Source organism: Stenotrophomonas sp. JAG2, from assembly GCF_041080745.1.
Lineage (GTDB): Bacteria > Pseudomonadota > Gammaproteobacteria > Xanthomonadales > Xanthomonadaceae > Stenotrophomonas > Stenotrophomonas maltophilia_AA.
The window spans coordinates 341,191-361,224 of the sequence record NZ_JBEUMH010000002.1; the positions used below are offsets into that span (position 1 = coordinate 341,191).

The following is a 20,034-nucleotide window of genomic DNA, read 5'->3' on the forward strand; positions in this document are numbered from 1 at the left end:
ATAGCGCGACGGGGGACAAGCTGTTTACATCGGCGCGATTGTGGGGCGGAAACGACATCGCTACAAGCGGTGACACGCTGCCCCGCAAGCGTGAAACGCATCACATTGAGACCTGTCCGAGGGAGGCGTTGCGCGCCTCGGGGACAGGCCTCGATCCGAAGCTTCCTCACGCACCCACCGAGGTCCACGTGCGCGTCAACGCGACTGTTACGCACATCGCTCCTGTCGACAGCACCCGTGCAGCAGCATCGGACGATTCGGTCAGCCCCATCGCCTCCACGCGCGCATCACCTGCGCTTCGCATCACATTCACGCACGTCCTGCCGCTGCTGATTGGTTGCCTGCTTGGCCAGTTGCTGCCGACGCTGGCGCAGATGCCGGGCTTCCGTCTGCACGTGCTGTGGATTCCAGGACCGCTCTTGATGGGCTGGTTGCTGTTCACCCCGCGCCCGCAGTGGCGCACGTGCATCCTCGCGGCCGCGGTCGGCACCGTGCTGGCGTTCGTGCTGGTGCCGTTCGTCGGGCTGAGTGGGCTGGTGGCCACTGCCGGTGAACTGGCCCTGGTGGCCGCCGTAGCCTGGCTATTGCTGCGCTGGCGCGCGACCGGTTCCGCGCTGGAGGGATTCCGCGACATCTCCCTGTTCATCGCACTCGGCTGCATCGCACTTCCCGTTTGCGTGGCGTGGTGGCAGATGCTCGTCTTTCCCGGCGCGCCCCGCGGACTGGCACCCGGCATGCTGCTCACACGGCTGCTCTGCAGCAGCGTGAGCTACCTGCTGATCGTGCCGACGGTGGTCAACATCGCGCGGGTGTTGCAGACACCGGAACGTCGGGCCGGCTGGCGTTGGCGCACGATCGCTGTCGCCGTGCTTCTGTTCGGCGTGCTGGGCGTGATCTGGGGCATGGACTGGCCCGAAGGGGTCATGACCCCGTTGCTGGTCCTGGCCCCCATTCCGCTCCTGATCTGGGTGTTGATCGTGTTCGGGGTCAGCGGGGCAGCGGTGTGCATGCTGATCGTGGCGGTGCTGGCGATGCAGTTGAGCTTGGCCGGCGTGGGTCCGCTCGCCTTCTGGACACCCGAGCGCAACCTGATCACCGCCCAGGTATGGACCCTGGGCACCGGATGTGCGCTGCTGTTCCTCGGCGCGCTGTCCGAGCAGAAGCTGTCCAATCACCTGAAACTGCAGCAGGCCTATCGTCGGCTGGGTGAGGTGACCGGGAGGATGCTGGTGGTGCAGGAAGAAGAGCGCACACGCATCGCGCGCGACCTGCATGACGACGTCAACCAGTCGCTGGCGGCGATCTCGATCTGCCTGAGTACCCTGCGCAACCAGATTCCCGAGGCCGACCGCCACAGCGTGGTCGAGCTCCAGGACCAGCTGTTGACGGTGTCCAATGACATCCGGTCGATCTCCCACGAACTGCATCCGAGCATCCTGCGTTTCACCGGCTTGGCCAGTGCACTCGATGCGTTCTGCATCAAGCGCAATGCTCGTGGCGCGCTGCGCGTGCGATGTCGGATCGAAAGCCCGCCCCGACTCGGTGACGATCGCGAACTGAGCCTGTTCCGGATCGTGCAGGAAGCGGTGAACAACGTGGACAAACACGCGCATGCCAGTACCGCCCACGTCCTGGTGACGGTGCGCGGAGAGCAGCTGCTGCTGCGGGTCGACGACGATGGGATCGGCATGCCGGTAGCGGGCAGCACGCCGGCGGCGCCGGGGCTGGGCATGATCAGCATGGAAGAGCGTGCACGGCTGCTGGGTGGCAGCCTGCGGATCAGTTCCAGCCCGCTGGGCGGTACCCGTGTCGAAGTGCGCTTTCCCTTGGGCGATGCCGCGACCGAGCTGCCGCCACTGCGCGTGGTCGCGCACCCGTAAAGATACTGAGGCCGGACGCGTAGAAAGGCGGTTGTACGGGCCGCATCCGCCGGACACAGTGGACCGACACTGGTCCGTGGAGCGCCCCATGCACAGGAATGCCCTACCCTCCCGCTGCCGCCGTGGTGCGGCCCTGCTCGCGCTGGCCTGCGCGTTGACGGCATGCACGTCGTCTCCGCCCCTGTCGACGGCGGCACCGCCGACCGCCGTGCCTGCCGCCGCGCCTGCCCCCGCCCCGGTGCCGGAGCTGCGCCCCGGCATTCCGGCCGGCTACCTCGGGCGCGCCCTGCCGGACAGCCTGGCGCTGCTGCCGCCACCACCGGCCCAGGGCTCCCCGGCCTTCGCCAATGACCAGGCCATCCACCGCGCCGCGCAGAAGCTGCGTGGCACGCCCCGCTACGCGCTGGCGACCACGGACGCGAACCTGCACTTCCCGCAGGTGGCCACTACCTTCTCCTGCGCGCTCGGGGTGCCGATCAGCCAGCAGACTTCGCCGACGCTCTACCTGCTGCTGCAGCGCACCCTGGTCGATGCCGGCCTGGCCACCTATGCCGCCAAGGACCACTACAAGCGCACGCGCCCCTTCGTATTCCACAAGGAAGGCACCTGCGCACCCGCCGACGAGGCCTCGCTGCGCACTGACGGTTCCTTTCCGTCCGGGCATACCGCGATCAGCTGGACCTGGGCGCTGCTGCTGACCGAGCTGAGCCCGGACCATGCCGACGCACTGCTCGCCCGCGGGCGCGCGTTCGGCGAGAACCGCCTGATCTGCAACGCGCACTGGCAGAGTGATGTGCTCGAAGGCCGCGCCGTGGCCGCTGGCGCGCTCGCCGCCCTGCACGCCAACGCCGATTTCACCCGCGACATGGCCCTGGCCCGGGCGGAAATCCAGTCGCTGCGCGGCAACAGCGTGCAGCCCACCGGCTGCGATGCGGAGAAAGCGGCACTGGCGGTCCCGATTCCCGGGGTGCTCTAGCACGCGCCCGTGCGCTGTCCCGCGGCCCATGCCATCCTGCGCTGATCTCCACCCCGAAGGCGCAGCAGATGGCACAGGTCCAGATCGTTTCCGATGGCGTCAATTACCGCCACCACATCCGCAGCGGTGAGCATGCGCTGCTGGCCGACGAACCAGTGAGCCTGGGCGGCCAGGCGGCAGGCATGGCCCCCTTCGATCTCTACCTCGCCTCGCTTGCGGCCTGCACGGCCATCACCCTGCGCATGTATGCGGAGAAGAAGGGCTGGGACCTGGGCGAATTCCGTGCCGAGCTGTCTTCCTCCCGCGACGCGGACGGCCGCTTGCAGGTTCATCGCGTACTGCATGCCTCCGGGGCGCTGACCGAGGCGCACTGGGCGCGCCTGCTCGAGGTCGTCGAGAAGACGCCGGTCACCCTGGTCATGCGTGAGGGAGCCACGATCACCAGTGAACAGGGCCCCTGACCGGGCGGTCGTCCCGTGGCTCCATCGCGTGCTGCAGACGCCGTTTTCACCTGGTTCTGACAGTTGAAAAAAGAAAGCCTCCCGCTGCATCCGTCACGACACTCCCGCCGTAGCTGAAGGTGCGTCACACCGGCGCATCCATTTGGGAGTTTTGGTCATGAAGATCCAGTTCGCAGGCCTCGTACTGATCGGTTGTCTTGCCGCCACCGCGTCCCCGCTCGTCTTCGCGCAGGCCGCGGCCGCGCCGATGGCGGCACACGGCAATCCGATGGTCGGCGGTGCGGCGATGTATGCCAACAAGGACATCATCGACAACGCCGTCAATTCCAAGGACCACACCACGCTGGTTGCCGCGGTCAAGGCCGCCGGCCTGGTCGACACGCTCAAGGGCGCAGGCCCGTTCACGGTGTTCGCACCGACCAACGCCGCGTTCTCGGCACTGCCGAAAGGCACCGTGGAAGGGCTGCTGAAGCCTGAAAAGAAGGCGGACCTGACCAGGATCCTGACGTATCACGTCGTTCCGGGCGCAGTCACCAGCACCGACCTGATGGCGAAGATCAAGCAGGGTGGCGGCAAGGCCAGCCTCACCACGGTCGAGGGTGAAGCGCTGACCGCCCGCGTCGTTGGCAAGGGCATCACCCTGACCGACAGCAAGGGCCAGGTCGCCCACGTCACCATCGCCGATGTGAAGCAGAGCAACGGCGTGATCCACGTGATCGACAAAGTGCTGATGCCGTAACCGGAAACGGCGGCTGCAGATCGCCTGCAGCCGCCCCGGAGCGGGAGGAAGATGACCTGGCGCGCCGTCTTCAGGACGATGACGGGGGAGACATCACGCTGTGCGGACGACGCGCCAGGTCAAGACGGTCCCTCGCCGGCGCATGCGTGCGCCGGCCGGGTATGCACACGGGGAAAGAGGACGCGGTCCGCCGGCGCTCAGCGCGGCAGTGCCTTGCCGGACAGTTCGACGCGTCGGTTCGGCGCCAGGCAGACGATCAGCGCGTTGCGCTGCGCCTGCTCGCACTGCACCAGCGGGTCGGCCTTGCCCCGCCCTTCGGCGACGATGGCCGCCGCCGGTACGCCGCCGGCCACCAGCGCGTCGCGCACGGCCTCGGCACGCCGTTGCGACAGCACCAGGTTGTAGCGGTCGCTGCCGATCCGGTCGGTATAGCCGATCACCTGGATGGTCTGCACCCGGCTGGCATCGCGCACCTGCTGCAGCAACGTCTCCACGTTGCGGCGTCCTTCGGGCGTCAGCACGGCACTGTCGAACGCGAACATCGCATCCGCCGCCAGCCGCAGCGGCTCGCTCGGCATCGGCGCGGGCGCCGGTGGCGTGGGTGGGCGCGGTGGATCGAGCACGGCGGCGCAGGCCTGCGGCTTCCAGTGCGCTGCCTGGGCAATGCCCTTGCCATCGAAATCGACTTTGAACTGGCAGGTGAAGTAATCCCCACCCGGACTACTGCGGAAATTGAACAGGTAGTTCCATTCGCGCACGCCCCACATGCCCTCGCCGAAATGCGGGGTGCCCAGCAGAGCGTACAGCTGGCGTTTGCTCATGCCGCGGGCGAACAGGCGCAGGTTGTCGACGTCCACGAACAGTCCCTCCTTCAGGCTGGCCCTGGCTGGATCCGGGAAGCTCACCGCCTCGGCGTCGACGGCGGTATCAGGCGATGTGGCGCGTTGCTCGCCGTGGCTGGCGCAGGCGCCGAGCAGCAGGGCTGCCAGGCTCAGGCCCAGTGACCGCAGCAGCGGCCCCTGGGAAATGGATGTGGGCTGCATGTGCATGGTGTTCCCCCTGTAAACGTTGAATGCGGACCGTGGGGCCCGGTGCCGGCGGCGCGCCGGCACCGGACGCGGTCACCACTGGATGCCGGCACCTACCGCGACACCACCATCGCCGCGGCTGTTGGTCGAACCGCTGAACTTGTAGATCCAGCGGCCGCCGTCGGAGACCCCCGAAATGCCCACCGCCACGCCGGATTCCCCGTTGAAGCTGCCTGCGGCGAGCGAGGCCATGCTGCGGCCGGCTTCATAGGGCTGCGGCAGGGCGGCCACCGCCATGGCCGAGGCGACACCGGCCGAGGCGCGGTTGTCGGTCTTCTGCAGGTTGCGGTCGAACGAGTCCATGCGCTCGTCGGTGTACGCCTTGGACCAGTCCAGGGTCTGGGCCATGCCGCTGCGCAGCTGGTCCACGTTGACGGCATCGGTGCCGGCGGTACCGGGGGCGACGTTGCGCACCGTGGTCGGACCGCTGGCGGTACTGCCGAGCGTCACGCTGTTGAGGTTGGTGGTGCCGTTGACGTTGGTGTCATAACGGATCGTGCCCTGCTGGGACGCCTGCAGCTGGCGGACGTTGACCGCGTCGGTGGCTTCGCTGCCGTCGGCGACGTTGGCGATCTGCCGTTCCGCGCCACTGCTGCCCACCGAGACCGTGTTGGCCCGGTTGGCCACCGAACCGGCGCCCAGCGCGACGCTGTTGCTGCCCTGTGCGCTGGCTCCGTTGCCCAGTGCGGTCGCGTTGCTGCCTGCCGCGGCAGCCCCGGCACCGCCGGCCACCGCGTTGTCGCCGGTCGCGGCCGGCGCCGCGAGGTTCTGCGTGTTGTTGACCTGGAACATCCCGGAGGTGCCGTTGTTGATGTTGTTGATCTGCGTGTCGGTGTAGGCCTTGGACTCGGTGATCGCGTAGTTCACGCCGTTCTGCAGCTGGCCGACATTGACCGCGTCATAGCGCTCCGACCCATCGGCCACGTGGGTGACCTTGCGCTCGGCACCGGTGCTGCCGACGGCCACCTCGCCCACCGAGTTGCTGGCACCGGCCTGGCCGTAGGCACCGGTGTACCCGGCCTGTGCGCCCACACTGGCCACCGAGCCGGCGCCGAGGGCGACGCTGTTGTCCGCGCTGGCGCTGGCGCCATCGCCGATCGCCGCGCTGCCGCTGCCCGCCGCACTCGCCAGCGGTCCGATCGCGATGCTGTCGGCACCGCCCGCGGTGGCCGCGCCCTTGGTCGAGTTGACCTGCACGTACTGGCTGTTGCCGCCCGGCTGGATCTGGTCGATGCGGGTATTGAGGTTGGTCAGCGAGGTATCCACCGCCGAGAAGGCCACGGTGACGTCGCTGTAGTCGTTGGCGATGACGCTGCCATCGGTGGCGATCGAGGAGATGCGGAAGGTCGGCGCGGTCCAGATGCCGGTGTTGCCATCGAAGTTGGTGGTGCCGCCGAAATACCCGACCAGGGCCGCGTTGGTCTGGAACAGCTGGTTGCCGTTGACCGCATCCAGGCTGCCGGCCAGCACGCGTCCGTCGGCCAGGTTGGTCAGTGCCACCGCCGCGCCGCTGGCATCGCCGGCCAGGGTGATGGTGTTGGTCGCGTTGCCACTGGCATCGGCGTCGTACTTCACGGCCAGGCGGTCCACGGTGTCGGTCTGGTCGGCGACGTTGGCCAACGAGGTGCTCACGGCATCGAAGGCGCTGCCGACGTTGTCATAGCTGCCGGCGGTGACCTGGCCATCGCTGGCCACGTTGTTGATCGTGTAGGTCGGGGCGGTGACCAGACCGTTGGCGTCCAGCGCTGCACCACCGCCCAGATGCGTGGCCACGGCCTGATTGGCATTGAACAGCTGGGCGCCGTTGATCGCTTCGTTGCTGGTAGCGGTGACACTGCCGGCGGCGACGTTGCTGAGGGTGGTCGCACCGGCCCCGTTGCCGAGCGTGGCGCTGGCGTAGTTCACGCTGCCATCGGGGTTGAGGTCGTAGCGCAGCGCGCCCTGCTCGGAGGCGTCCAGCTGGGCCAGGTTGACGGCATCGGTCGCCTGGGTACCCGCGGCGACATTGACCACCTGGCGTTCGGCACCGGCCGCGCCGACCGACACCGTACCCTCGCGATCGGCCACGGCACCGGCGCCCACGGCAATGCTGTTGGCGGCCGTGGCCGAGGCCCCGGTGCCGACAGCGATGCTGTCCAATCCGGTTGCGGCGGCCTCGGCGCCGGTCGAGTTGATCTTCAGGTAGCGGCTGCCGACGCCATTGCGGATGTCGGTGATCTGCGTGTTGAGGTTGACCAGCGAGCCATCCACTGCGGAGAACGCATCGCTGGCGTTGTCGTACACCCCCTGCGCGACGGCGCCACCGCTGGAGATCGTGGAGATCTGGAAGCTGGGTGCGGTCCACGCGCCGGTGGCGGGATCGTAGGCGGTGACACCGCCGAAGTAGTCGACGATCGCGCTGTTGGTATCGAACAGTTGGGCGCCATTGACCGCCTCGGTGCTGCCCGCGTCGACCGCGCCGTTGGCCAGGTTGGCGATCGTGGTGGTGCCCGTGCCGCCGCCGAGGGTGACGCGGCGGTAGTCCGCACCGCCAGCCCCGTCGTCGTCGTAGGTCACCGCCAGCGTGCCGACCGCATCGATCTGCGAGATCGCGCCCTGCAGCTGGGCCACGTTGACCGCATCGGTGGCGGCACTGCCGGCAGCCACGTTGCTGATCTGTCGCTCGCCACCCGCGAAGCCGACCGAGACTTCACCGGCCGATACCTGCGCCGCACTCAATCCATAGGCGCTGTAGCTGGCCTGCGCACCGCGGTTGGCCGCCGAGCGGTAGCCCAGCGCCACGCTGTTGGCCTGGTTGGAGGTCGCCTCCGAGCCGAGAATGGTCTGCCCGTTGGCAGTGCCCTTCGCACTGTCGCCGACGATCACGGAATGGCCCATGCGTGCGGCATAGTCCGCCGTCGGCACGCCCGTCGGATCGGTCGGGTCGTTGACGCCTGCGCCGGGGAACGCCAGGTTGGCGTCCTGCTGCGGCAGCTCGTGGCGTGCGTTCGCACCGATCACCACTTCCCTGGAGCCGTTGGCATACGCGCCATCGCCCACCAGCACCTGGTAGTCCTGCGCGGCGTTGACCGCCCAGCAGTCCACGCTGGCCACCAGCAGGTTGACGCAGCGGTTGGACCACGCCGGCGATCCGTCCGGCAGCAGCAGGCCGAGCAGGCCATTGGGGTTGCCGTTGTTGATGTTGTAGATGTAGCTGTCGGAGGTGACGCCACCGATCAGGGTCAGGTGCGAGCTGCCGCCGGTGCTTGCGCTGCCCAGCCCATCCAGCAGCGTACCGACCGGGGTCAGGTTGACCACCGGCAGGCCGAGCACGTTGGTGACCGAATAGGTCTGCATGACGTTGGCGCTGCTGACTTTCAGGTTGCCGTTGCGGACATAGCCGTCGCCGCCCAGCAGCCCCTGCGCGGTCGGGCCGACCAGCTGCGAGAGCGAGCCGACCAGGCCGCCGGTGCCGATGACCAGACCGGCGTTGGGATCGGCCGGGGCCGGCCCCTTCGGGCTGCCCGGCGGCAGCGCGGTCGGCGCCGGGAAGACGGTGCCCAGGATCGGCGAGGTGATCGCACCGACCGCACCCAGCACCGGCGTGGTGATGGCACCCACGGTAGTGCCGACGCCGTCGAGCAGGCCGCCGACCGCCCCACCGACACCGTTCAACAATCCGCCCAGCGCGTTGCCCAGACCATTCGGCGCCAGCGCCATCGAGCTGGTCTGCACGGCACTGACGCCGGCATCCACGAGCTTGGGATTGCGATCGGCCGCATCGACCACGTGGCCGAGCGCATCCACGCGCACGCCGCCAGCGACATTGCTGGCCAGCGATGCCTGCACGGCATCCGGCGCGTCGGGCGTCACCGTGGCGTCGGCGATCAGCGCCGCCCTGGCCTCCACCTCGGCCGCCGCCAGGCGTGCCTGTGCCGCCGCATCGACGTTGGCCTCCAGTGCGGCCTTCCGTGGTGACGGCGTCGCCGCGACCGCCACGCTCGCCTTCGCCTCGGCCTTGACCGGCACCCGCACCGGCGCTGCCGTCGGCGCAACCGAGGCGACCGCATCGATGTCGGCGTGGGCATTCAACCCGGCACCGTTACCCGTGCCTGCCGCGATGCCCCGATCGGCCAGGGCCGCCACCTGAGCGCCCGGCGCGGCAACGCGCCTGGGCAGGTCCGCGTTCGCCTGCGCAGCGGCATGCACCTGCAGCACCGGCCGGTTGGCCGTGGGGGTACCGAGGTTGAGGTTGACCTTGGCATCCACGCTCAGCAGGGGCGCCGTGCCACGATCACGTGCCGCCGCTGCCAGCGCCACTTCCGCATCGAGCTTCACCGGCAGTGGCGCGGTGTACTTGGCGGTCAGTGCCTGCAGGTCGGTGAGCGTCTGGTTCTCACCGGCCCATGCACTGCCCGTGCACAGCGCCAGCGAGAGACCCAGCGACAGCACCGACATCGGCACCTTCAGATGCACCACGACCGGACCGGCGGCCAGGCTGCCACGCGCGGTGGCGATTTCGGAGACGACCACCAGGGCATTCAGCCGGTGGCTCCACACCAATCGAAAAATACGGTTCATCAGGTATTCCCCCGTGTACGAATGCGTTGAACATCACCGGTGCCTGACGGCACGTGGATGTCATTACAGTCGAGGGGTCAAACCGCGAGCACTTCATTCCGGCAGCACAAACGTGCGTTCCGGCAAGACGACGGGTAAAACCGGCAGGGTGATGGGCAATTTCGGCAGGTTGCCGAATATGTGCACGGCCGGCGTGTGGATACTCTTTTGAATACTCAGGCCGGGCTGCCCATCTGCGCGGGCGCGCGCATCAGTGTGTCGCGTGGCAGCTCGCCGAACACGCGCCGATAATTATCGGCAAAGCGCGACAGATCCCACAGTCCGCAACTGAGCGCGATCGCCTTGACCGATTTGCGGCTGGAATCGGCCATCGACAACCCGCGGCACGCGGCGCACAGCCGCAGCATCGAGAGATAGCGGTTGGGCGACGTGCCGAACAGGTCTTCGAAGGCATACCGCAGCGCGCGTTCGCTGACACCGGCCGCGTCGCAGATTTCATTCATGTAGATATAGCGACGCAGATTGAGCCGCATGAAGTTCTCGGCGCGCTGGGCGATCAGATAATGCGTGCGCCGGCCTCGGCTGCAGGTCGGGTGGTCGTCGCTGCCGGCGCCCAACAGGGCCTGGATGTGGTCATGCAGCAGGGTATCCACGGCATCGGCCGCCAAGGCGCCGCCCTGCCCGGCCAGCGCGGCATGCACATCGGCATAGCGCTGCATCAGGCGCGCCCCGCCGCCGGCCGCGCCAACGTGGAACAAGGACAGCGCCTGGCCCGAAGGCAGTGTGTTGCGCAGGCTGAGTTCGGTCAGTTTGCGCTGCACCCGCTGCATCGGCGCGAGCAGCAGGGTGAGCTGGGTGCCGGCGCTGAGGGTGAACTCGCTGATGCCTTCGGGCAGAACGGTCAACGCCATCCCCGCCGCGAGCGGCATGCCGTGGCACCAGCTCACATTCTCGTCAGTGGCGTGGATCAGACCCAGCAGGCACCAGTCCTGCGGCAGCATGAAACGGCCGCGGAAATGGAACCCGCTCACGGCCGTGCAGAACAATGCCTCGTCATGCACCTGCGATTCAATGGCGGCCCGCGGGCCGTTGCCATCCAGCAGCACCATTTCCAGATCGCAGACACGCAACACACCACTGAGCGACGCCAGGTCGAATGCCCTTAGCCCGCTCTCGATCCGGTTATCCACCACACCATCTACCATGACAGTGATGCCCCCTTTGGCCTGGACCCCCGGTGCCTCGCCACATGGCCACCGGGTGCGCACTCCTTCGATTCCTGCTGCGCATTCTGTTACGGCCAACCTGCCGCGGCGATTCCTCCTGCCCGCCCATCCAGATCATCCGGCGATTCCCGCTAAATGATTCAGCAGATGCCTTGCCGCTCTGCGCGCGTGATTCGATGCGCATTTTTGGCAAGTATGCCCGAACTGGACGCCAGGTAAACAGAATCACAATCGCCATCACAAATATGGCCGAGACCCGTGAAACCCAGCGTTTGTGCGCGTCCGCACACCGTCAAATAGTTGACATCACGCTGCACTCACATAATCTCCACCCGCACTTCACTTTGGCGCCATTACATCAGGTTCATACAGCGCAGCCGCAGCTGACCGGTTTTCCCTAAAGTTGAATCCGGGTCTGCCGATTTTGTGTATTGGATACCGCGCGATTCGTCGAGCATCCTGATCAGGACGCCCGGACATACCGACGCGGTGATACTGCAACACAGGGGGAACGCCATGGACAGCAACCTTCATCTTCAGTGCCTTCATTGCCACTGCCGCGTGCCGGCAGCAGTGACGCACTGTCCAGCGCGATCTGCCGCCAATGACGTCGCCCGGGCACTGCCCGGCCGATAGCGCAGGCCTGTAAAGGGCCGCACTGCGCAGGATGCGCGGTCGAGATGGACGTCCTGGCGGAGCCAGGCAACACCATCGGTACCAGGGGTTGTATCCGCCCGTTCGGGCTCTGATTGGGAAAGGGAGAAACCGTCATGAATGCATCCGTTCGCAAGTTCCTCGTGGAAGAAGATGGCGTGACCGCGCTCGAGTACGGCCTGCTGGCCGCCGTGATCGCGGGCATCCTGGTGGTCGTGGGTAAAACGCAGATCGAAGGCTTCTTCACCGAGCTCTTCAAGAAACTCGGTGAAGTCGTCGAGGACGCCACCGGGAAAGCGTCGGCCTGATCGTCTGATGTGAATGCCAGCGCTGTCGCCCGGCTCTCCCCGTGGCGACGGCATGGCGCGGACGTGTTGAGGCACGACCGATTCGGGGGACATAACGCATGGAACTCCTTCCCCTGGTGGCATTGCTGCTGGGCGTACAGGTCGCCATCCATGACCTGTACGCCCGACGGGTGTCCAATCGTGGGTTGATGCTGGCCACCGGCCTGGCACTGGTGGCGCTGGCCTGGCAGTGGCTGATGGCGGGCCGTGGCTTTCCGGGCACGCACCTGCTGGGCTTCGCACTGGGATTGCTGTCGCTGCTGCCGTTCTATGCCATCGGCTGGATGGGCGCCGGTGACGTGAAGTATTTCGCGGTGCTCGGCCTGCTGCTCGGCGCAGCACCGCTGCTGCCGATCTGGATCATCGCCAGCCTGCTCGCCGGGGCACATGCGATGTGCGTGATCGTCGCGCGGCGCATCGGGCCTGTCTTCTTCCACGCCGCACTGTCCATCGGCTCCAGCGGTCCGGTCTCGCGCAGGGTTCAGCCGGTGATCGCGCAGTGGCGTCATGCACGCCAAGGCCGGGTCGGAATCCCGTACGCGGCGTACCTGGCCTTCGCCAGCCTGTGGTGGGTGCTGCAGCAGCACGTCGGCGGTGCCGCATGACGATTGCCCACCCGCACCGCCGTCCTGCCCGGCCCCAACGCGGCATCGCCACGCTGGAATTCGCCTTGATGCTGCTGTTCGGCCTGTTGCCGCTGTTGCTGGTGACGTACTCCGGCGTGATGATCATGGCCGTGCAGCAGACGCTCTCTGCGGCCTCGGCCGAGGGCGCACGGGCCGCCTTCCGCCATGCCACGCCGACCGAACGCCGTACTGCCGCCTGCCTGGCGGCGCGCCGCTCCATGCAGTGGCTGCTCACTTATGCCAAACAGGCCCCCGACTGCGCTGCGGCTGCCGCCCCGCCGATCACCGTCTCCACGCCCGCGCCGTGCGCCGACCTGCCGGCCGCGCAGTGCATCCGCGTGGAAGTGAGCTACGACTACAGCGCCTACCCGTTCCTGCCCGGCACCGGCCGCGTCTATGGCTGGGTGATGCCCAAGCCACTGCGCAGCACCGCCGTCGCCCAGCTCGACCTCGGCGGCAACTGATGACACTCCGGAGAACAGCATGCTCAAGTTGACCCGCATCGCCGCGATCCTGTTGATCGGCCTGGCGGTGATCCTCGCGATCGTCGCCTTCGGCGTCAGCCGTCGCGCCAGCCAGGCGCCCCCCGGGACGCCGGCGACGGCGAACGCACCGGCACAGCCGGCGACCTGGCCGGTGGTCGAGGCGGTCGGCGCGTTGCCGGCCGGACGCCCGATCACGGCCGAGGACCTGCGCGTCACCGGCCATCCTCAACGCCCCACTGGCGCCTACACTTCGATCAACGCGCTGGTCGGCGCGGTACCGACCCAGGACATCCCGGCCGGCACCCAGATCCAGACGGCACAGATCGCGCAGGGCTTTTCGTTGCGCCTGAACCCCGGCGAGCGTGCGCTCGCCGTACCGGTGGACGAACTGGTCGCCGCCGGCAACCGCATCCAGCCCGGCGATTTCGTCGACGTCTTCCTCAACCTGCGCGCCTCCGGTGGGTTGCGCGATGACGGCGATGCACAGACCCGGCTGCTGCTGTCGCGCCTGCGCGTGCTCAGCTATGGCGCGCATGACGTACAAAGCGTGGCCACGCTGCCGGCCGATGGCAGCGAGCCGCCGCCGGCCGACAGCCGTGCACAGGACATCACCGGCGGGAGCAGTTCGGCGGGTGGCTCGCGCAGCGATGGCAGCACGGCCCCGGCACGCAGCGCGGTGCTGGCCGTGCCGGTTGCCGAAGCGAACCGGCTGCTGCTCGGCGCCCAGCAGGGCAAGCTGTTCCTGGCGCTGCGCAACCCGGCCGACATCGGGCTCCCGGACCAGGCGCTGTTCCCGACGCCCAACCGCGTGCTCAGCCCGCGCCGCGAGCTCTCCGCCGACGAGCGCCTGGCCCTGCAGCGCCCGGAGAACGACGCCTATGCCGGCATCGACACCGATGCACTGGCCGGCCGGGGACGCAGTACGGCCGCCGCACTGCCGCTACCGACCAGCGCCCCCCGCCGCGCCACGCCGCGCGCGGACCGCGGCATCGAAATCATCCGTGGCGACATTTCCTCCCATAGCGGGTCGCGCTAAACCCATGCCGAGACAGCCCATGACCGAACGCCCCACCCTTGCGCGCCGTCTCTCCCACGTTCTGCCACGCTGCCTGCTGGTCGGCGTGCTGATCGGCAGCCCGCTGCTGGCCAGCGCCGAGGCAGAGCTGGTGCTGCAGACGCGCGAACAGCGGCCGTGGTCACTGCCGGCCAACCTGGAGCGTGTGGCCATCGCCGATCCCAGCGTGGCCGACGTGGTGATGCTGCGCGGCCGTGAGGCGCTGCTGGTCGGCAAGGCGCCGGGCAGCACCACGTTGCTGTTGTGGCGCAACGGCAGCCGCGAGCCGGAGCGTCTACAGGTCGAGGTGCGAAGCGCGGTGCAGGGCGCCGTCAGCGCGCAGGGTGGCGGCACCGGCCTGATCGTGCAGGACGGCCAGGGTCTGCTGCAGGGCCTGAGCCCGTCGCTGCTGGAGCACCAGAGCAGCGTGAAAGCCGCCGCGATGGCGGTGGGCAAGGACGGCCAGCTCGCCGACATCTCCACCATCGCCAGCGGTGGCGTGGTCCAGGTCGAGGTGAAGATCGTCGAGTTCAACAAGTCGGTGCTGCGCCAGATCGGCATGAGCTTCGGCAACAAGAACTTCAACGGCAACAACGGTTTCTACTACGGCATCACCCGCCCGGGTTCCATCCTGCCGGGCCTGTTGCCCGCCGGCGAATCGGCCGGCCCCGACGACGTCATCATCACCAACCCGCTCTCGTCCGCATTCGGATTGGTGTTCAAATCCCTCACCCATGGGTGGGATGCGAACATCGACCTGCTGCAGAGCAACGGCATGGCCCGGGTGCTGGCCGAGCCGACCCTGGTCGCGCTTTCCGGGCAGAGCGCGAGCTTCCTGGCCGGTGGCGAGCTGCCGATCCTCGAGCCGCAGGGCCTGGGCACCACCACGGTGACGTTCAAGCCGTTCGGCATCGGCCTGACCGTGACCCCGACCGTGCTCGGCCCGAACCGCATCGCGCTGAAGGTCGCCCCGGAAGCAAGCGATCTCAACTATGCCGCCGGCATCACCTACAACGATGTGCAGGTGCCATCGATCACCACGCGCCGCGCGGACACCACGGTCGAGCTGGGCGACGGCGAAACCTTCGTGATCGGCGGGCTGGTCAGCAACAACGTCACCTCCAACGTGGACAAGGTGCCGCTGCTCGGCGATCTGCCGATCATCGGCTCGTTCTTCCGCACCCTGAATTACAAGAAGGAAGAGAAGGAACTGGTCATCATCGTGACGCCACGGCTGGTGCAGCCCCTGGCCCAGGGCACCGAAGTGCCGCTGCCGGGCCAGCGCGAGGCATCGCCGAACCTGCCGGTCTGGGGGGCCTGGCTGCTGAGCCCGGCGTCCTCGGACCAGCTGCCCGGATTCTCGCGCTGAGCCCGATGCCAGGAACCTGCCCTCCATGTCCGCCACCCTGCAACTGGTCCAACCACGGGATGCTTCGATGAAGCTCGTGCTGTTTGCGCCGGACCGCGAACTGGCCACCCTGCTTTCGGCGTTGCTGCCGTCGCTGGGCACGGTGCAGTGGCTGGACAGCGCCGCGCCGGCGTCGGCGCTGGAACCGCTGCGCGATACCGGCTGCGTGGTGCTGCTCGACTACCGGCATGAGCACGCGGCGTTTTCCGCGGCCCTGACCCGCCAGCTGCAGGCGCAGGCGCCCGAGCTGCCGCTGGTAGCGGTGGGCTCGACCCAGGCCGAGCACATGGACGGCGTGGTGGCCGCGCTGCGCGCCGGGTTGCGCGACCTGCTCGATCTGGACAGCGCACCACAGGACATGGAGGCCGTGCTGCGCCGCGCCGCGTCGCTGGGCGTGCAGGGCCGCGGCGCCGTCCCGGTCGCGCCACCGGCACGCGCGCGCATGGTGCTGCTGCTCGGGGTACGCCCCGGCGTGGGCAGCAGCACGCTGGCCGCGCATCTGGGCGTGCTTGCGCAGCAGGCCACGACGGCCCACCCGGAGATTCCAGCCGAAGCAGCACCTGCCGGCACGGGCACGTTGCTGCTCGACCTGGGGCAACCCACCGGCGATCTGTCGCTGTACCTCAATGTGGACCCCACCTTCCATTTCGACGATGCGCTGCGCAACGCCGGACGCATCGATGCCACGCTGGCGCGCACCGCGATGGCCCACCATGCCACCGGCGTCACCCTGCTCGGCCAGCCGCCGGGCATGGAAGGGGCCGCACTGCCCGACCCCGGCATGCTGATGCAGCGCCTGCGCAGTGTCTTCCACACCATGCTGTGCGACCTCGGCGGCGTCCCCCTGCGCCAGTTGCCGGTGTCGCTGCTCAACAGTGCCGACGAAATCTGGCTGATCGCCGACCAGTCGATCGGCACCCTCGTCTCGCTGGACCAGATGCTCCGCCATCTCACCCAGGTCGGTGCGCGCGATACCCGGGCGCAGCTGATCATCAACCGCCATGACGATGCCAGCGGACTGAGCCCGGCGCAGATCGCCGCCCGCTTCGAGCTGCCGCTGTTGGCGGTGTTGCCCGATCGGCCCACACTGCGTTCCAGTGCCAGCCATGGCCGCCTGCTGCTGCAGGATGCGCCCCGTGATCCGTATGTGCGTGCCCTTGCCCCGCTGTTGTCGCACCTGGATCCGACGGCCCCCGCGCCGGCCAGGGGCTGGCGGGAACACCTCGCCCTTCGCCTGAGTGGTTCCCCATGGAAGACAAAGTGACCCCGTTCCCGACCACCACGGCCCGCGCCGATGCAGGCCCCGAAGCCGAGCCTGGCGTGCAGCCGTTCGAGCAGTCCGAGCAGTACCAGAAAGTGCTGATCGCCGCGCATGAGCACCTGCTCAACAGCATCGAGGACGAGCGCATCGACATCGACGCGTGGGCGCCGGATACCGTGTCGCGCTACGTGCATGCGCAGACCGCCGGCTTCGTCCACGAATGGCGGATCCCGATCAACGAGGCCGAAAAGGACATCGTCGCCAATGCACTGGTCAAGGAGCTGACCGGCTTCGGGCCGCTCGATGACCTGCTGCATGATCCGGAGATCGAAGACATCCTGATCAACGGTTACAAGGACATCCACGTCTCCCAGGGCGGCATGCTCAAGCGCGCGCCGCAGCGCTTCAGCGATGACAGCCACCTGCTGCGCATCCTGCGCCGGATCCTGGCCCCGCTCGGCCGCCGGCTGGACGAATCCAACCCGATGGTGGATGCGCGCCTGCCCAACGGCGGCCGGCTCAACGCCATCATCTCGCCGTTGGCCGTGGATGGGCCGATGGTCTCGATCCGCAAGTTCCGCAAGGACCCGTTCACCCCGGACGAACTGCTGCGCATGGGCACCTTCGATCGTCCGATGCAGGCACTGCTGCACGCGATGGTGCTGGGCCGCTGCAACATTCTCGTCTCCGGCGGCACCAGTTCGGGCAAGACCTCACTGCTCAATGCGCTGGCCAATTACATTCCGGCCAACGAACGCGTCATCACCGTCGAGGACACCGCAGAGCTCTCGCTCAACCACCCGCACGTGGTGCGCCTGGAAAGCCGGATCGGTGGCGCGGACGGCAACGGCGCGATCAGCATCCGCGACCTGGTCCGCAACAGCCTGCGCATGCGCCCGGACCGTATCGTGGTCGGCGAAGTGCGTGGCGCCGAAGTGCTGGAAATGCTGCAGGCCATGAACACCGGTCATGACGGCTCGATGGCCACCATCCACGCCAACTCGCCGCGCGACTGCCTCTACCGCATCGAGATGCTGGCCGGATTCGCCGGTTTCCAGGGCAGCGAGGACAGCCTGCGCCGGCAGATCGCCAGCGCCATCGATTTCATCGTGCAGATCTCCCGCCTGGGCAGCGGCCGCCGGGTACTGATCTCGATCACGGAAATCACCGGCGTCACCGACAACATGATCGCCACCCAGGAGATGTTCCGTCACGAAGTGCAGATCGATGCCGACGGCAAGGAATACGACCGCTGGGTCGGGCTGGGCTTCCAACCGCATTCGCACAAGCTCGAGCCGTTCCGCCGGCAGCTGCGCGAAGCGCTGGGCGGAGGCTTCTGAGCATGGCCTTCGTCCTGCTCCTGTGCAGTGCGGCGCTGGTGCTGGTGGCCCTGGCCGTGGAGCTGTGGGGCGGCGCGGCCGCACGCGAGCAGCGGAGGCTGTCACTGCAACACGCCGAGCAGCGACTGTCGCGGCCGGACACCTCACCGCGCCTGGCCGGGATCGGCGACAGCCCTGCCCCGATGCCGGTGACCACCGCGCCCAGCGGCCTGCCCTGGGATGCGCTGATGCAACGCGCCGCCCTGCCGACCGGCTGGCGGGTGCCGTTGCTGATTGCCGCCGCCGCTACGTTGCTGGCGTGGATCGCCAGTGCGCGGCTCGGCACCGCGTGGGCCGCGCCGATCGTGCTGGTGCTCAGTGCCTTGGCGGCGTGGTTCTGGGTATCGCGCCGGATCAACCGGCTGCAGGCCAAACTGCTGCGCCAGCTGCCGGACTTCCTCGACAACCTGGTGCGCCTGGCCGGGCTCGGCAACAGCCTGCAGATGGCCTTCCAGACCTCGGCCGCGCAGATGCCGATGCCACTGCGTGGCCTGCTCGATGCCACCCTGTCCTACACCCGCAGCGGGCTGGACCTCGACCGCGCGCTGGCGCAGGCGGCCCAGCCCTATCGGCTCGAGGCCCTGAACGTGCTGTCGGTCGTGCTCGGAGTCAGCGTGCGCATCGGCGGCCGTGCCGACCAGATCCTGCAGCGCATGGCCGATTTCATGCGCGATCTGGACCAGGCCCAGCAGGAGCTGATGGCCACCACCTCCGAGACCCGCATGTCGGCCTGGGTGCTCGGCCTGCTGCCGCCGATCAGCGCCGTCCTGATGGGGATCACCAGCCCGGAATTCTTCCAGCCGATCATCCACGAGCCACTCGGCCACAAGCTGCTGCTGTGGGCGCTGGGGCTGGAACTGATCGGCGGCTTCCTGCTGTACCGCCTGGCCAGATCCCTATGAGCGCCCCCCTGCCCGTCCTGGCCACCGGAGGTCACCATGACCAGTAACGGCTGGTGGATCGCCACGCTGTTGGTGCTCGCCGCGGGCGTGGCCCTGCTCGGAGTGCGCGGCTGGGTCCTGAGTGGCCGCGAGCAACGCCACCAGGAGGCACTGCAGGCCGCCCTGCGTCCGCGCGACGTGCCGGGCTCACCGTCCCCGCCCGCGCAGCCGCCGGTGAGCCTGCGCCAGCGCTGGCTCAAGGGGATCGCGGGGTTCGGCCAGCGCTTCAACGGCGGACGCATCGAAGCCGCCCTGCTCGCGCCGGAAGATCGGCTGCTGCTCGACCAGGCGGGCTGGAACACCCAGGCCGGCACCGCGATCTTCCTCGGCCTGCGCCTGTTGATCGCGGTCGCCACACTGGTCCTCGTGCTTGCCTTCAACCACAGCACCGGATTCAGCCGCGCGATGGCGATCTTCGGTGCCCTGGCGTTCGGCATCCTGCTGCCCAAGTTCGCCTTGCGTGCCTGGGCGATGCGCCTGCGCAAGCAGGTCTCCGCGGAGCTGCCCCTGCTGATCGATCTGCTGCGGCTGCTGCAGGGCGTGGGTTTCAGCATGGACCAGAGCCTGCAGACGCTGGGCGACAAGCTGCGCAACGCCATCCCGGTGCTGGGCCGCGAAATCCACCAGGCCAACATCGCCTACATGCATGGGCGCAGCCGCGAGCAGTCGCTGCGCCGGCTGAGCGAATCGTTCGATGACGAGGACCTGCGCAGCCTGGTGCAGCTGATCCTGCAGGTGCATGCCCATGGCGGCGCCGTGCAGGAGCCGTTGCGCCAGTTCAGCATCCGGCTGCGCGAGCAGCGCCGTTCCACCCTCAAGGAGAAGGTCGGCAAGCTCTCGGTGAAGATGACCGTCGTGATGATGTTGACCTTGTTACCGGCGTTGATGCTGGTGCTGGCCGGTCCGGCCATCATCGCCCTCGCCTCCGCCCTGACCAAACTGGATTGAA

At 68.1% G+C, this 20,034-nt stretch carries 16 protein-coding genes; 13 read left to right on the forward strand and 3 right to left on the reverse strand.

The window, feature by feature from the left end:
• Positions 1 to 374: 374 nt before the first annotated feature.
• The 4 genes from AB9O74_RS03640 to AB9O74_RS03655 all read left to right on the forward strand — a co-directional run bounded on the left by AB9O74_RS03640 (position 375) and on the right by AB9O74_RS03655 (position 4,056).
• On the forward strand, positions 375 to 1,880 hold the full coding sequence (locus AB9O74_RS03640) for an ATP-binding protein (protein WP_369348558.1): 1,506 nt from the start codon (positions 375 to 377) through the stop codon (positions 1,878 to 1,880).
• 88 nt (positions 1,881 to 1,968) lie between these two features.
• Positions 1,969 to 2,856 (forward strand): phosphatase PAP2 family protein, encoded by an 888-nt coding sequence (locus tag AB9O74_RS03645; protein WP_369348464.1) that lies wholly within the window; start codon positions 1,969 to 1,971, stop codon positions 2,854 to 2,856.
• A 68-nt stretch (positions 2,857 to 2,924) separates the two neighbouring features.
• Positions 2,925 to 3,317, forward strand: coding sequence for an OsmC family protein (locus AB9O74_RS03650; protein WP_369348465.1), 393 nt, complete (start codon positions 2,925 to 2,927; stop codon positions 3,315 to 3,317).
• Positions 3,318 to 3,474: 157 nt separating this feature from the next.
• On the forward strand, positions 3,475 to 4,056 hold the full coding sequence (locus AB9O74_RS03655; protein ID WP_369348466.1) for a fasciclin domain-containing protein: 582 nt from the start codon (positions 3,475 to 3,477) through the stop codon (positions 4,054 to 4,056).
• A gap of 197 nt (positions 4,057 to 4,253) precedes the next feature.
• Here the strand turns inward: AB9O74_RS03655 and AB9O74_RS03660 are convergent, their stop codons facing one another.
• From AB9O74_RS03660 to AB9O74_RS03670, 3 genes are all read right to left on the reverse strand, one after another.
• Positions 4,254 to 5,099: an OmpA family protein gene (locus tag AB9O74_RS03660; RefSeq protein WP_369348467.1), complete on the reverse strand. Its 846-nt coding sequence runs from the start codon at positions 5,097 to 5,099 to the stop codon at positions 4,254 to 4,256.
• Positions 5,100 to 5,177: 78 nt separating this feature from the next.
• Positions 5,178 to 9,704 (reverse strand): YadA-like family protein, encoded by a 4,527-nt coding sequence (locus tag AB9O74_RS03665; protein ID WP_369348468.1) that lies wholly within the window; start codon positions 9,702 to 9,704, stop codon positions 5,178 to 5,180.
• Positions 9,705 to 9,919: 215 nt separating this feature from the next.
• Positions 9,920 to 10,909 carry a helix-turn-helix domain-containing protein gene (locus AB9O74_RS03670; RefSeq protein WP_369348469.1) on the reverse strand — a complete coding sequence of 330 codons (990 nt, stop codon included), beginning with the start codon at positions 10,907 to 10,909 and terminating at the stop codon, positions 9,920 to 9,922.
• Positions 10,910 to 11,700: 791 nt separating this feature from the next.
• Between AB9O74_RS03670 and AB9O74_RS03675 the strand changes: the two genes are divergently transcribed.
• The 9 genes from AB9O74_RS03675 (at position 11,701) to AB9O74_RS03715 (ending at position 20,033) form a co-directional block, all read left to right on the forward strand.
• A complete protein-coding gene (locus AB9O74_RS03675) occupies positions 11,701 to 11,892 on the forward strand; it encodes a Flp family type IVb pilin (RefSeq protein ID WP_176988743.1) in 192 nt (63 codons plus the stop codon).
• Between the two features lie 98 nt (positions 11,893 to 11,990).
• A complete protein-coding gene (locus AB9O74_RS03680) occupies positions 11,991 to 12,536 on the forward strand; it encodes a prepilin peptidase (protein WP_369348470.1) in 546 nt (181 codons plus the stop codon).
• Entirely contained in the window at positions 12,533 to 13,021 is a 489-nt protein-coding gene (locus tag AB9O74_RS03685; RefSeq protein WP_176988741.1) for a pilus assembly protein, read from the forward strand. Before AB9O74_RS03680 ends, AB9O74_RS03685 begins: the two co-directional genes overlap by 4 nt.
• 19 nt (positions 13,022 to 13,040) lie before the next feature.
• Positions 13,041 to 14,078, forward strand: coding sequence for a Flp pilus assembly protein CpaB (gene cpaB, locus AB9O74_RS03690; protein ID WP_369348471.1), 1,038 nt, complete (start codon positions 13,041 to 13,043; stop codon positions 14,076 to 14,078).
• 19 nt (positions 14,079 to 14,097) lie between these two features.
• Positions 14,098 to 15,465 carry a type II and III secretion system protein family protein gene (locus AB9O74_RS03695; RefSeq protein WP_176988739.1) on the forward strand — a complete coding sequence of 456 codons (1,368 nt, stop codon included), beginning with the start codon at positions 14,098 to 14,100 and terminating at the stop codon, positions 15,463 to 15,465.
• A gap of 25 nt (positions 15,466 to 15,490) precedes the next feature.
• Positions 15,491 to 16,768, forward strand: coding sequence for a CpaE family protein (locus tag AB9O74_RS03700; protein ID WP_369348472.1), 1,278 nt, complete (start codon positions 15,491 to 15,493; stop codon positions 16,766 to 16,768).
• A complete protein-coding gene (locus AB9O74_RS03705; protein WP_346477442.1) occupies positions 16,753 to 18,105 on the forward strand; it encodes a CpaF family protein in 1,353 nt (450 codons plus the stop codon). Before AB9O74_RS03700 ends, AB9O74_RS03705 begins: the two co-directional genes overlap by 16 nt.
• 2 nt (positions 18,106 to 18,107) lie before the next feature.
• Positions 18,108 to 19,046 carry a type II secretion system F family protein gene (locus AB9O74_RS03710; RefSeq protein WP_369348473.1) on the forward strand — a complete coding sequence of 313 codons (939 nt, stop codon included), beginning with the start codon at positions 18,108 to 18,110 and terminating at the stop codon, positions 19,044 to 19,046.
• A 36-nt stretch (positions 19,047 to 19,082) separates the two neighbouring features.
• Positions 19,083 to 20,033, forward strand: coding sequence for a type II secretion system F family protein (locus AB9O74_RS03715; RefSeq protein WP_369348474.1), 951 nt, complete (start codon positions 19,083 to 19,085; stop codon positions 20,031 to 20,033).
• Position 20,034: the final 1 nt, after the last annotated feature.

Bases quoted from the DNA above. Each gene is read 5' to 3' on its own strand.
- AB9O74_RS03640 (WP_369348558.1), top strand. From the start codon at position 375: ATGCCGGGCTTCCGTCTGCACGTGCTGTGGATTCCAGGACCGCTCTTG.
- AB9O74_RS03645 (WP_369348464.1), top strand. From the start codon at position 1,969: ATGCACAGGAATGCCCTACCCTCCCGCTGCCGCCGTGGTGCGGCCCTG.
- AB9O74_RS03650 (WP_369348465.1), top strand. From the start codon at position 2,925: ATGGCACAGGTCCAGATCGTTTCCGATGGCGTCAATTACCGCCACCAC.
- AB9O74_RS03655 (WP_369348466.1), top strand. From the start codon at position 3,475: ATGAAGATCCAGTTCGCAGGCCTCGTACTGATCGGTTGTCTTGCCGCC.
- AB9O74_RS03660 (WP_369348467.1), bottom strand. From the start codon at position 5,099: ATGCAGCCCACATCCATTTCCCAGGGGCCGCTGCTGCGGTCACTGGGC.
- AB9O74_RS03665 (WP_369348468.1), bottom strand. From the start codon at position 9,704: ATGAACCGTATTTTTCGATTGGTGTGGAGCCACCGGCTGAATGCCCTG.
- AB9O74_RS03670 (WP_369348469.1), bottom strand. From the start codon at position 10,909: ATGGTAGATGGTGTGGTGGATAACCGGATCGAGAGCGGGCTAAGGGCA.
- AB9O74_RS03675 (WP_176988743.1), top strand. From the start codon at position 11,701: ATGAATGCATCCGTTCGCAAGTTCCTCGTGGAAGAAGATGGCGTGACC.
- AB9O74_RS03680 (WP_369348470.1), top strand. From the start codon at position 11,991: ATGGAACTCCTTCCCCTGGTGGCATTGCTGCTGGGCGTACAGGTCGCC.
- AB9O74_RS03685 (WP_176988741.1), top strand. From the start codon at position 12,533: ATGACGATTGCCCACCCGCACCGCCGTCCTGCCCGGCCCCAACGCGGC.
- cpaB (WP_369348471.1), top strand. From the start codon at position 13,041: ATGCTCAAGTTGACCCGCATCGCCGCGATCCTGTTGATCGGCCTGGCG.
- AB9O74_RS03695 (WP_176988739.1), top strand. From the start codon at position 14,098: ATGACCGAACGCCCCACCCTTGCGCGCCGTCTCTCCCACGTTCTGCCA.
- AB9O74_RS03700 (WP_369348472.1), top strand. From the start codon at position 15,491: ATGTCCGCCACCCTGCAACTGGTCCAACCACGGGATGCTTCGATGAAG.
- AB9O74_RS03705 (WP_346477442.1), top strand. From the start codon at position 16,753: ATGGAAGACAAAGTGACCCCGTTCCCGACCACCACGGCCCGCGCCGAT.
- AB9O74_RS03710 (WP_369348473.1), top strand. From the start codon at position 18,108: ATGGCCTTCGTCCTGCTCCTGTGCAGTGCGGCGCTGGTGCTGGTGGCC.
- AB9O74_RS03715 (WP_369348474.1), top strand. From the start codon at position 19,083: ATGACCAGTAACGGCTGGTGGATCGCCACGCTGTTGGTGCTCGCCGCG.